This window comes from Sphingobacterium sp. G1-14 (genome assembly GCF_002196555.1).
GTDB lineage: Bacteria > Bacteroidota > Bacteroidia > Sphingobacteriales > Sphingobacteriaceae > Sphingobacterium > Sphingobacterium siyangense.
Genome location: NZ_CP021381.1, coordinates 5,894,485 through 5,907,081 on the forward strand (window position 1 = coordinate 5,894,485; position 12,597 = coordinate 5,907,081).

A 12,597-nucleotide genomic window follows, 5' to 3' on the forward strand; every position below is an offset into this window, starting at 1 on the left:
CTCACTAAAGGTTGCCTGATGAAAACTTTATTTATAGATAAACACAAATTTTATGTTTGGAACTCGTACGTCGGCTTTTCTGAAACTATCGAAAAGAGACTTAAAATATGACTTCCCTGCTAGTGTTGTGGTGTTTTTGGTGGCACTTCCATTATGTTTGGGAATTGCAATGGCCTCTGGTGCGCCATTGTTTGCAGGATTATTGACTGGTGTAATTGGTGGAATCGTTGTCGCTTCAATCAGTAAATCACCACTCAGTGTAAGTGGGCCAGCTGCTGGTCTTACCGTTATTGTCTTAGGTGCTATTCAAAGCCTGGGCGCATATGAAACCTTTCTACTTGCCGTCGTGATCGCTGGTGTAGTACAGGTCATTCTTGGTATATTAAAAGCCGGGATGATCGGCAATTATTTCCCTTCAGCGGTCATTGTAGGTATGCTTGCCGCGATCGGCATCACAATTATCATGAAGCAGATTCCTTTGGCATTGGGCTTAGTGGAAACACATGCCTTCGAAATGGACAATGGACATGGTATTGGCGCCTATTTTGATACGATCGCCTCTGCGATCAACTTTGGTGCATTGATCATCTGTGCACTATCATTGGCAATTCTAATCTTCTGGCCATCTATTCCAAAGCTTAATAAGGTTCCGGCCCCATTGGTTGTCGTGATTCTGGGCGTAAGCTTAGCTTATTTTTTCAACGGCTCAGCACTCCAGTTGCATGATAAACAATTTGTTCTGGTCCCTATTGTAGGTTCTTTTGCTGAATTCACAGGATTATTTACCCTACCGGACTTCACACAGATTGTCAACAAAGATGTGTGGATAGCTGCATTTACGATTGCAATTATTGCAAGTCTAGAAACCTTATTGAGCATCGAGGCGGTTGATAAAATAGACCCTTACAAAAGAAATACGCCAACCAACCGTGAACTCGTTGCACAAGGAATCGGTAATATGACCAGTGGACTTCTAGGCGGTCTACCATTGACATCCGTTATCGTACGCTCATCAGCAAACGTCAATGCAGGTGGAAAAACAAGACAGTCTGCTATCATGCATGGTATGTGGCTATTGGTCGCTATGCTCGCTATCCCAACAATGCTGAATATGATTCCTTTGGCCTGTTTAGCGGCTATCCTTCTCCATACAGGGTATAAATTGGCTAAACCAAGCCTATTCACCTCAATGTACAAAAAAGGCTTAGATCAATTTATTCCATTTTTTGTCACCATTGTAGCGATCGTGTTTACCGACCTTCTTATGGGTGTAGGAATAGGTATTGTCGTGGCGACATTCTATATTTTGAGAGCAAATATGAAAAATGCTTTCAAATATAATATTGAAAAAGACAATGAAGAAGATAAGGCCGTCATTACATTAGCGGAGGAAGTATCCTTTTTGAACAAGGTTCCTATCCAACAGAAATTATACAGCTTACCAAAATCTATCAGTAAGATCCGCATCGATGGAACATTCAGTAAATTTATAGACAAGGATGTCATCGAAGTCATAAAAGATTTTGAGCAGAACGCGAGAAGTAAGGGAAAAGACATCGAGCTTTTGCAGGTTGTCTATAAAAAACCCTCCTCATAAGGGAAAGGTTTTCGACGTATCGCGTAAGCCATTACGTTCCATCGTTCTACCAGCACCCTTGGTTGAAACAAGAGGAAGGATTATTGAACATCAAGAACAGATTTTCAATAAAAAATAAGTTGTTTGAAGTAAACAATGAATTTAGACATTTGTATTATTATAATAAAATCGAAACGATGCCTTTGGGCAAGAGTGAAATAAGAAGAATATGGAAAATAAAGATTTAAAAATAGGATTTGACAATATCATAAAGGGAAATAAAGAGTGGATGGAATTTGTAAAGAATGACGCTACGGGACGCTTCCAACAACTTGCTAAAGGTCAAAATCCAGAAATTCTTTGGATCGGTTGTGCAGATAGCCGTGTACCCGCAAATGAATTGACAGGTACAAAGCCGGGGGAAGTTTTCGTTCACCGTAATATTGCCAACATGGTCATTCACTCGGATATGAGTATGCTTTCCGTATTAGACTATGCCGTGAATGTGCTGAAAGTAAAACATGTGATTATCGCTGGTCACTATGGCTGCGGTGGTGTTGCGGCTTCTTTAAGCCGTAAGCAGTATGGTATTATCGACAACTGGTTGGGCCATATCAAGGATGTCTATCGCTTACATAGTGCAGAGATCGATGCGATCCAGGAACATGATAAAAAAGTAGATCGCTTAATCGAGCTCAACGTACAAGAACAGGTTTTCAATCTTTGTGCGACGTCGATTATCCAAAACGCATGGAAAGAGCGTAATGATCTTGCGGTACATGGAATGATTATCAATATCGGCACGGGAGAATTGATCGATCAACACTGTACCTTTACCAATAATGATGAGCTAGGTGAAGTCTTCGCTTATAAATAGAGTAGTAATAAAAATCGGTAAAAAGGGACGAAATTTCGTCCCTTTTTTATTTCATATCCCAACGTTATTAAGTCTCTCCATTCCAACAGATACAGCTGGCATATTCAACCACTCTTGCTAAGCCGAATATCTACGATCTCCTAGCTAATATTTCACGGCGAATAATTAACTTTGTATTATGAGTGAAGAAAAATCATTAAATTTTATCGAGGAAATTGTCGAAGAGGATCTTCGTACAGGGAAGCATGGCGGACGTGTATTGACACGTTTTCCTCCTGAGCCAAATGGTTACCTCCACATTGGTCACGCCAAATCCATCTGTTTGAATTTTGGATTAGCACAGCAGTATAATGGCAAGACTAATCTACGTTTTGATGACACTAACCCTGTCACTGAGGACACTGAGTATGTTGAAAGTATCAAGAAAGATATTCAATGGCTTGGATTCCAGTGGGCAGAGGAATTATATACTTCAGATTATTTCGAGACACTATATAGTTATGCCGTTGATCTAATTAAAAAAGGCCTAGCTTATGTCGACGACAGTACTGCTGAAGAAATTGCAGCAGCAAAAGGTACCCCAACAGAACCGGGTGTTCCAACGCCCTATCGCGATAGGTCTATTGAGGAAAATCTAACCTTATTCGCAGCTATGCGTGCCGGTAAATACCAAGATGGTGAAAAAGTGCTACGTGCAAAGATTGATTTAGCTAGCCCGAATATGCATTTGCGTGATCCTTTGTTATACCGTATCAAACATGCGCATCACCACAGAACAGGGAATCAATGGTGTATCTACCCCATGTATGATTTTGCGCATGGACAATCAGATTCCATTGAGAAAATTACACATTCGATCTGTACGCTGGAATTTATTCCACACCGTCCACTTTATGATTGGTGTATTGATAAATTGGAGATTTTCCCTTCCAAACAATACGAATTTGCACGTTTGAATATGACTTATACCGTCATGAGTAAACGTAAATTGCTACAATTGGTCAATGAGAAGTTTGTTGAAAGCTGGGACGACCCGCGTATGCCTACGATCTCAGGATTGCGCAGAAGAGGGTACACACCTGCGAGTATCCGCAACTTCTGTGAAAAAATCGGCGTTCAAAAACGTGAAAACATGATCGATGTCAGTCTTTTGGAATTTTGTATCCGTGAAGATCTCAACAAAACGGCATGGCGCAGAATGGCTGTTCTTGATCCAATCAAATTGGTGATCACAAACTATCCTGATGGTCAGGTAGAGGATCTTCTTGGCGAGAACAATCCAGAAGTCGAAGGTGGTGAAGGTTCACGCTCCATTCCATTTTCAAAGGAGCTCTGGATAGAGCGCGATGATTTTATGGAAGATGCACCAAAAAAATTCTTCCGTTTAGGCCCTGGGCTTTCTGTACGTTTGAAACATGCTTACATCGTCACCTGTCATGATTTTGTGAAAGATGAAAATGGCCATGTAACGGAAGTTCATTGTACGTATGTTCCAAACTCAAAATCGGGAGAAGACACTTCGGGATTAAAAGTAAAAGGAACAATCCACTGGATCTCGGTTCCATATGCAAAAGAAGCCGAAGTGAGATTGTACGACAGATTGTTCAATGATGAAAATCCTGCTGCTGCAGAAGATTTTAAAGCATCGATCAATCCTGAAAGCCTACATATTATTGAACGTGCTTACATTGAACCGGATCTCGCAAATGCAACCCCCGGGAAAGGATATCAGTTTATACGATTGGGGTATTTTACCTTAGATACACATTCAACTCCAGCTCATTTAGTCTTTAACCGTACGGTTACATTAAAAGACTCTTGGGGTAAGGAAGTAAAGAAAAACGCGTAAAATCGTAACCCATAAAAAGAAGAGGTTGGAAGTGATTCCAACCTCTTCTTTTTATCGTGTATTCTTATCCCCAATATTCTCCAACATGCCGGATTTATATCCCCATTAATCTTGCTAAACTACACCTCTGTCAACCTCTTGAAACATCAGCTCTCATAGCATAAAGCTTCACAAAGGGTCCACTCCTGCTCGAAAATGACCACCTTTTATCAGGTTGGCCTATCCTCAAGCTAGATAAATGCCTGCCCATTTACTTTCTTCGAACTGAAAACCTACAACAGATGATTTACCTTTCCCGTCCTTCCCCTTTTTTACAGCAGTAATTTATAAAGGTACATCATCTGCAATAAGAAAAACATCGTATCATTCATTTTTCAACCTGATTATCGTCACTCTTTTGTCGTGATTTTAGCAATAGTTTTACAGCAAACAAAATACCCTTAATGATATGAAAAAGCTACTTTTAATTGCACTAACACTCACCCTAGGCGCACTAAGTTTACAGGCACAAACAATCCCTAATCAACGCTGGCAAATGAGACTCAGAGGTGTGACAGTCATGCCAAACGAATCGGCCAATATTAATACTATAGGCGGAGACGTCGACATCAATACAAAATTTATTCCTGAACTAGACTTCACTTATTTCTTCACAAAAAACATTGCGGCGGAATTGATTCTTGGGACTACAAAACATAAAGTTAATACAACCGGCTCAAATTTAACTGCCATTGGTGGCAGTTCATCCAGCAATGTCGATCTTGGCAGTGTATGGCTCCTTCCTCCGACACTGACAGCTCAGTATCATTTCTTCCCCGATGGTGCCATTAAACCTTATGTAGGTGCAGGAATAAATTATACAATATTCTATAGCGTCAACGCGGGACAAACGGTAAAAAATGTAAAATACGATAATGCTTTCGGTTTTGCGACTCAGCTGGGAATTGATTTTAAGCTATCTGAAAAATATTTCGTGAATTTGGATGCGAAGTATATTCTTTTAAAAACAGATGTCAATGTTGATGCATCAAATCTTGCACCTAACTTATCCATACCGGCAAAAGTTGACATCAATCCCTTCCTGCTCGGCTTTGGCGTCGGCATGAAATTCTAATCATTTGGCTCATTCCCTATCCTATATGTATCGAGGCCTCTTCCAATATTTTAGAAGAGGCCTCATCTGGTTTTTTTACCTCAAGTATAGCAGTCAATTTGCCGTTTAGGCAGACTGCCTAAATTTGGTTCAGTATGTCATCAAAATTATTCTACTCCGTACCAATTTTGATATTGCTGTCTCAAGCGCTCAACACGTGCCAGTCGCTTGGTATCTTTTGCTTCCAATAAAATAGCCTTGTACCGGTCCACCGAGTCCAAACCGGTCTGAATATCATTCCACTCGAAGCTCAGGTTTTTCTTATCCGACACCAACTGATGTAGATACTCCATATTTTCAGCAACATAATCAAGGTTTCGGTCCATCATCCTGTTGGCTAGCTGAGGTTGTCCCGAACGATATAGACTGTCGATAATATCGGCATAATTGATGGCATCCGACATCGCATATACGCGATCGGGTAATTGATCGTATGCTTTTTTCGCTACTTCCCCAGCTTGTTTGACCTGACCATTGGCCAAGAGCATCCGGGCGGCTTTTCCAAATATATCACGAGCGTACATACTTGTAAAGCGAAACGAATCGGTATCTAAATACTGTGCATTTTTAACATTGCCCCACTGATATGTATGCATAATATTGTTATATAATGCTTCCATGTTAACTAGCCCGGCCTGCTCATTTCGTTTTCCTGTCGACTGATCTGTAGCAGCGACAGGCATCAATCGGGAAGTAAAGCCCTCATTGACCAGGTATTTATCCAAGCCCAATTTAATGTCACTTGGCAACATGTTCGAAAAATATATCGGTCTGTCCCAATGGTTATTTTCAAGCACCGATAACAGGGTTAAATCCGCCCTGGTCAGATGATCATTCGGAATTTCCCATTCCATTGCAGAAACAATAGCACTCTGAAAATAAGCCGGAACCGCATTTTTCTTAACCACCTCCTCTTTATCAACGCGCAATTGGACTTTCTTGGAAGGGAAATAGTTTTCCATATCACCTGAATTCAGCTGAACTTTATACTCCGGATCATCCGATGTGACAAACTGAAATAATTGCTGTATATCCACCGCATTATCAAGCTGTCTATCCACAAAAGGGATATAATCACGAACGCCTTTTTTTGTCTTTTCAGCTGGGATCGTCACGGGAAGACCTGCCGCTTGATACGTCGGTTGCTTCGCCTGCTGCATATACCAATCGCCAGTCAGATAACTTAATACCACAACCCGAACATCCGGACGTACTCCTTCCACTTCTTGCAAATACCATACAGGAAATGTATCATGATCTCCATAGGTAAATAGAATAGCATTTGGAGCGCAGGATTCTAAATAATTACGTGCCATATCCCTTGCCAGCGATTTTTCAGAACGATTATGATCATCCCAATTTTGATGGGCCAAAATAATGGGACCGCCCAATAAAGCGAAAGAAATACCTGTCGCTAATGCATACCGTGTTTGTACAAAACGATTGAGAAACCGAACAAATGCTATTGCTCCCAGTCCGATCCAGATCGCAAACGCATAAAAAGATCCTACGTAAGCATAATCTCGTTCCCGAGGTTGCATAGGAGTTTGGTTGAGATAAACAACGATCGCTATTCCCGTAAACACAAAAAGTAAGGTCAAGACCAAGGTATAAGGTTTATTGTTTCGATACAACCAGATCGCTCCGGCTATTCCCAGTAGCAATGGAAGGAAAAAATAGGTATTCCGGCTCGGGTCATGCTCCTGTGATTGGGATATTTTATCTTGCCCTCCCAAACGCCAATTATCCAATGGTTTAATCCCCGACAACCAGTTGCCGTCACTATAGGTCCCATACCCTTGCCTGTCATTCTGCCTACCGACAAAATTCCACAAGAAATATCGGGTATACATATCACCCAGTTGAAAATTAAAAAAGAACTTAAAATTATCCGAGAACTGTGGCTGCTGCCCCTCCTTCAAATTGAGGTAACTCCTATAATAAGCCTGATGGGCTCCATCTTGACTATATATGCGGGGAAAGAAAGTTTCCTTATCAAACGTATACTTATCGACCTGACTAAAAGGAATATACCCTGATTCATCTTTGCGATAACCGGTTTTACTCTCGACACCAACGACTTGTGAATCATAATTGGGTCCTTTGAGTAAAGGTTCCCGGATATATTGCTCCCGGCTCAGATAACCCAAAAAAGAAAACACATTGTCCGGCGCATTATTGTTTAACGACGGATTGGCTTTTCCACGGATTAAAACCATGGTATAGGAGCTATAACCAAATAGAATAAAACAAAAGACCAGCAGCCCGGTGTGCAGTGTGTATTGCCGCTTTTTATAAGAATAATATAGCCCATAAACGAGGAAGCACCCCAACAGCAGACAAAAGAAGAAGATGCCTGAGCCAAAGCCCAAACCTAGCGAGTTTACAAATAAGAGGTCTACCTTAGCTGCGAGACCGACCAACCATTGAATAATTCCCCACAAAACAGCCCCCAAGATCAGCACTCCTACCAAGAAAGCTTTTATTGTACCTTTCACACTAACCTGTCCTGCTCTTCTGAAATAGACAACCATCGCTATAGCCGGAATTGCCAACAGATTTAATAGGTGCACTCCGATCGAAAGGCCCATAACAAAAGCAATAAACACCAGCCAACGATCGCTACCTTCCTCATCTGCACGGACTTCCCACTTTAAAATTGCCCAAAAAACAATCGCAGTACACAATGAAGACATCGCATATACCTCGGATTCAACAGCCGAATACCAGAATGAATCACTGAAGCAGAAAGCCATTGCACCAACTAAACCCGCAGCAAAAATTTGGAAATAATTCGATAATTGAACTTTCTCTTGCCTGTTGAGTATCTTTTTGGCAATTGCTGTTATTGTCCAGAATAAAAATGTAACAGTAAGCCCACTGCAGATTGCGGATCCAATATTCATCCAATAGGCGATTTTACCTGCATTACCCAAAGCCAGGTTGGAAAATATATTCTGAATAAGAAGAAATAATGGTGCTCCCGGTTGGTGTGCCACTTCCAGCTTGTAGGCACAGGCAATAAATTCACCACAATCCCACCAGCTTACCGTCTTTTCAACGGTGGCGATATATACACATGTAGCAATTAGTCCGCAAGCAAAGCCGAGTAGAGAATTTAATCTAGTGTACGTCATAAGGTCAATTTGGTCTATTGTTAAAATCCTTTTTAGCACTTTAAGTTAAAAAGTTATCCTGACTCCAATAAGTTAATTAACACTATTTAACACAAGTACCTGACTATAAACAGGCTATTAAACCAAACAGGCTATTAAACCCTGAATATAGAGATCGACCTAAAACCACACGATCGAAATTCTGAACTTATTATAAGCTTTCACAACGAATACTACCCCAAAAAAAAGAGAGCTTATGCGCTCCCTTTTCGTATTATTTTTATGAGTTAGGCTAGTTTTTCAACAATCTTCTTTGTTGGACCAGGATTACTCATCGTATAGAAATGTAATACCGGAGCGCCAAATTTAATCAGCTCCTGACATTGTTGCACCAACCACTCTTCACCTACTTGTCTAACGTCGGCATTCGTTTTACATGCTGAAACAGCATCGCTCAGTTCCTCCGGAATATCTAAATGAAATATCCTTGGTAGGGTAACCAACTGTTTTTTCGTTGTCAGTGGTTTCAATCCTGGAATAATAGGCACATGGATTCCATTGTCCCTACATTTTGTTACAAACTCCTTATATTTTTCAACATTAAAGAACATCTGAGTCACAATAAACTCTGCTCCCATATCGACTTTTTGTTTCAGGTATTTAAAATCAGTATTGAAATTTGGCGATTCAAAATGCTTTTCGGGATAACCCGCTACACCGATGCAAAAATCAGTCTTTTCCGATGTGATAATGTCTTCATGCAGATACTTTCCTTTATTCATATCAGTTACCTGTTCCAGTAGGTCTGTTGCAAAGGCATGTCCACCATCGGTCGGTATAAAATCGGCATCGCCCTTACGTGCATCGCCCCGCAATACCAAGACGTTATCTATCCCCAGAAAGTTCAAATCGATCAATGCATTTTCAGTTTCCTCTTTTGTAAAACCACCACATATCAAATGGGGCACCGCATCTACTTTATATTTATTCATGATTGCAGCACATATCGCCACTGTCCCAGGACGTTTACGATAGGAAACGCGTTCCAGTAATCCACTCGCATGCTCTTTATAGATATAATCTTCCCGATGGTAGGTTACGTCGATAAAAGGAGGTTTAAACTCCATCAGTTCATCCATGGTTTTAAAAATACTTTGGATGCCCTGCCCTTTCGCCGGTGGCAATAGCTCAAAAGAAAACAATGTTTTTCCTTTGGCATTCTGGATATGATCGATAATCTTCATTAAAAAACTGTTTTTAGTTTGGTTGGCTTACATCGAAACGCACACGTCGAGGAATCGTTTATCTACATGTAACTTATCTTTCCCACATGGAGTAGGGTAGAATTTAGCACCTTGAACAATACAGGTTGCTAAGGCTTCAACGGGTCTAGTCCCTCGGCCTTTCTCTATAAGCGTTGCTAATATCGTTTTAAAAAATCAAAAGACAAAAATATTTTTTCGAAAAAGCAAAAATAGCGGCAAAAAGATTGCAATAAATACGGCTTCAGGTTTATTCCCAGGCAACAACAGGAATTTAGGCTCCACCAAATATAAAAGACTCTAAAAAAAGATAAAATTAACGATCGCGGATCATCGACAGCGAAGAGACTGACTACGTCACAACAGGATCGGCTAAAGATTCGTTGCTAGGGAATTCCGTAGATTTTTGAGATAAAATGTAATCAGTAAGAGTCCCGTAACATGGTACTCCTCTTTCGATCCATATTTAAAACCATCAAATAAATATTTGTAGGCGATTAATGCATTTTTTTCGTTGTAAAATAACTCTTTCCAAGAATCGGGAACATCTGCCCATGCCTTGAGCACAATGCCATTCTCAGCATAAATAATGGGTGATTCAACACCATCCATTCGATAATCGTGATGTGTGCCTGAACTTGATATGTGCTGGAAATAAGCGATAGAATAATCTACAAAATTCAATGCCCTGGCTTTTATCTCCATTTCACTTTCTGATTTTACAGGGGCATTTCGCCATAGATTCACTTGGCTATCAAATTTGCTCGGGGTCTCCCGGATAGGGGTTTTATCTAACGCAAAGTTGATATAAAGTTTTTCACTTGTGGGCACACGTGCTGAGCTAAACTGTGAAAAATCACCTCTCAGCTGAACAAAATCGTTTTTTACCTTAACAATATCCAAAGCGAGACTACCCTTTTTCTCATCGGTCAATTCTAATCGATCGCCGTCGAATCTATACTTACCGAAGAGTAGGATATCATCGATCGCCATGACAAACTTATCTTTATCATGGAGGGAGAGAAAGGACCGGTATATCGTAGGGTCATTACCATAGACATCTGCCTCCACATTTTGGGGTGATTCTCTTTTTACTTTATGATACTCCTCATTTGAATAGCCCAATATCATTTGGTAATTGCCTTCAGGAAAGTCCTTTTTCTTCCCAAAGAAAGCACAAGAAGACAACGAGAATAGGAATAGCAGCAGTAATAACGGTTTCAAAATAAATCAATAATTATGGCCAGTAATAATATACAGACCAAGATAAGAAATTACTGCAATAATTCGTGTACCGCTATTTATTTGAATAAGCTTGGGGATATGCTTATTCTTTATAAAGATCCACCAAGCCTTCTGGCAATTCAACTTCAATGATCTCCTCTTCGCCATCGATTCCTAAGATCAAATCATCGGACAATGGGAACATCAGTTCTTTGCCATCCATATTTACCGAAGCGACAAATTGTTGTGGAAATTCCTGAACATCTGTTATTTGCCCCAATTCACCATGGTTTTCATCAATCACTAAAAAACCGATTAAATCAGTATATCTAAAATCATCTGGATCGCGCTCGGGCATCTTATCATTGGAAAGATATAGCTTTTTACGTACAAGTACTTGAGCCTTATCGATATGATCCACATCCTCAAATGTCACATACGCTGTACTATTTTTTTGAAATTTAATGGTATCAACAAAATAAGGAACAAGTTTTTTGTTCACTTCCACAAAGACAACATCGATATTCAAACTCTCGTATTCCTCGAATTCAAAAAATAGTTGTACTTCTCCTTTAAGACCTCTTGTTTTACTGATGTAACCGATGTAAAAGCTTTGATCAATAGTCATATATTTCGTATTTAGCGATTAGCTGTGAGACATGATTTGGCAAACCATTAGCCTATTGGCTGTTTCAAAAAAAGCCGACTCAAGATTGAGTCGGCTTTCTCGAATACTTTATGAAAGAATTAACCTTCAGTTTCTTCTGATGCAGGAGCTTCAGTCTCTTCAGCAGCAGTTTCTTCCGCTACAGGAGCATTTTTAGCAGCTACAGCAGCAGCTTTTTCTTCTTTTTTCTTAGCTTCAGCCACTAAAGCAGCTTTTTTAGCTTCAGCTTTAGTTTGTGCTAAACCATCTTTTTTACCAGAGATTCTTGCATCATTAGCTTCAGTCCAAGCTGTAAATTTAGCTTCAGCAGCAGCTTCATCAAAAGCACCTTTTTTCACACCACCTTGCAAGTGTTTTTTGTAAAGAACACCTTTGTAAGAAAGGATAGCGCGAGCAGTGTCAGTTGGTTGAGCACCTTTATTCATCCAATCCAAAGCTTTTTCAAAATCCAAAACGATAGTTGCTGGATTTGTGTTTGGGTTGTAAGAACCAATACGTTCGATGAATTTACCGTCACGTGGAGCGCGAGAATCCGCTACGACTACGTGGTAAAAAGGACGTCCTTTTTTACCGTGTCTTTGCAATCTGATTTTAGTTGCCATTTTTTAATTTTATTTTATGTATTCAACATATCCCCCGAGCTTCATACTAGAGGGGATGCAAAGATAGTTATTTTTTTCTAATCATCATTATAATTTAATAAAACTTCACTGAAAACGACAGGGTTAGCTCTTTCAACAAGCTCTTTCAACCGTAATACCTGCCCCTTAGACCTTCATCTTTTCTTGCTTCCATACGGAAGCTACAACAAACTTTTCAAAAATCAAGACAAAAAACAGTTCCTTCCTTCAAAAGGACATCTTTACCAAATCG

General features: G+C 40.1%; 9 protein-coding genes and 1 riboswitch. Of the genes, 4 read left to right on the forward strand and 5 right to left on the reverse strand.

From position 1 onward, the window contains the following. Positions 1-52: 52 nt before the first annotated feature. The 4 genes from CBM24_RS25310 to CBM24_RS25325 all read left to right on the forward strand — a co-directional run bounded on the left by CBM24_RS25310 (position 53) and on the right by CBM24_RS25325 (position 5,416). Positions 53-1,597 (forward strand): SulP family inorganic anion transporter, encoded by a 1,545-nt coding sequence (locus CBM24_RS25310; protein WP_088163179.1) that lies wholly within the window; start codon positions 53-55, stop codon positions 1,595-1,597. 208 nt (positions 1,598-1,805) lie between these two features. Beyond that, on the forward strand, positions 1,806-2,453 hold the full coding sequence (locus tag CBM24_RS25315) for a carbonic anhydrase (RefSeq protein ID WP_088163180.1): 648 nt from the start codon (positions 1,806-1,808) through the stop codon (positions 2,451-2,453). A gap of 178 nt (positions 2,454-2,631) precedes the next feature. Next, positions 2,632-4,302: a glutamine--tRNA ligase/YqeY domain fusion protein gene (locus CBM24_RS25320; protein ID WP_198385999.1), complete on the forward strand. Its 1,671-nt coding sequence runs from the start codon at positions 2,632-2,634 to the stop codon at positions 4,300-4,302. A 448-nt stretch (positions 4,303-4,750) separates the two neighbouring features. Continuing rightward, positions 4,751-5,416 carry an OmpW/AlkL family protein gene (locus tag CBM24_RS25325; protein ID WP_088163182.1) on the forward strand — a complete coding sequence of 222 codons (666 nt, stop codon included), beginning with the start codon at positions 4,751-4,753 and terminating at the stop codon, positions 5,414-5,416. A 146-nt stretch (positions 5,417-5,562) separates the two neighbouring features. Here CBM24_RS25325 and CBM24_RS25330 read toward each other — a convergent pair whose 3' ends face one another. The 5 genes from CBM24_RS25330 to CBM24_RS25350 form a co-directional block, all read right to left on the reverse strand. Next, on the reverse strand, positions 5,563-8,592 hold the full coding sequence (locus CBM24_RS25330) for a DUF2723 domain-containing protein (RefSeq protein WP_088163183.1): 3,030 nt from the start codon (positions 8,590-8,592) through the stop codon (positions 5,563-5,565). 266 nt (positions 8,593-8,858) lie between these two features. Further along, positions 8,859-9,815 (reverse strand): methylenetetrahydrofolate reductase [NAD(P)H], encoded by a 957-nt coding sequence (metF, locus tag CBM24_RS25335; protein WP_088163184.1) that lies wholly within the window; start codon positions 9,813-9,815, stop codon positions 8,859-8,861. A gap of 70 nt (positions 9,816-9,885) precedes the next feature. Next, positions 9,886-9,988, reverse strand: a riboswitch (SAM riboswitch). Between the two features lie 217 nt (positions 9,989-10,205). Beyond that, entirely contained in the window at positions 10,206-11,057 is an 852-nt protein-coding gene (locus tag CBM24_RS25340) for a hypothetical protein (protein ID WP_157698588.1), read from the reverse strand. 103 nt (positions 11,058-11,160) lie between these two features. Continuing rightward, positions 11,161-11,685 (reverse strand): ribosome maturation factor RimM, encoded by a 525-nt coding sequence (gene rimM, locus CBM24_RS25345; protein WP_075994448.1) that lies wholly within the window; start codon positions 11,683-11,685, stop codon positions 11,161-11,163. 119 nt (positions 11,686-11,804) lie between these two features. Continuing rightward, positions 11,805-12,326: a 30S ribosomal protein S16 gene (locus tag CBM24_RS25350; RefSeq protein ID WP_075994449.1), complete on the reverse strand. Its 522-nt coding sequence runs from the start codon at positions 12,324-12,326 to the stop codon at positions 11,805-11,807. Positions 12,327-12,597 lie beyond the last annotated feature (271 nt).

Excerpts from the sequence above, each read along its gene's own strand:
- CBM24_RS25310 (WP_088163179.1), top strand. The coding sequence starts at position 53 with ATGTTTGGAACTCGTACGTCGGCTTTTCTGAAACTATCGAAAAGAGAC.
- CBM24_RS25315 (WP_088163180.1), top strand. The coding sequence starts at position 1,806 with ATGGAAAATAAAGATTTAAAAATAGGATTTGACAATATCATAAAGGGA.
- CBM24_RS25320 (WP_198385999.1), top strand. The coding sequence starts at position 2,632 with ATGAGTGAAGAAAAATCATTAAATTTTATCGAGGAAATTGTCGAAGAG.
- CBM24_RS25325 (WP_088163182.1), top strand. The coding sequence starts at position 4,751 with ATGAAAAAGCTACTTTTAATTGCACTAACACTCACCCTAGGCGCACTA.
- CBM24_RS25330 (WP_088163183.1), bottom strand. The coding sequence starts at position 8,592 with ATGACGTACACTAGATTAAATTCTCTACTCGGCTTTGCTTGCGGACTA.
- metF (WP_088163184.1), bottom strand. The coding sequence starts at position 9,815 with ATGAAGATTATCGATCATATCCAGAATGCCAAAGGAAAAACATTGTTT.
- rimM (WP_075994448.1), bottom strand. The coding sequence starts at position 11,685 with ATGACTATTGATCAAAGCTTTTACATCGGTTACATCAGTAAAACAAGA.
- CBM24_RS25350 (WP_075994449.1), bottom strand. The coding sequence starts at position 12,326 with ATGGCAACTAAAATCAGATTGCAAAGACACGGTAAAAAAGGACGTCCT.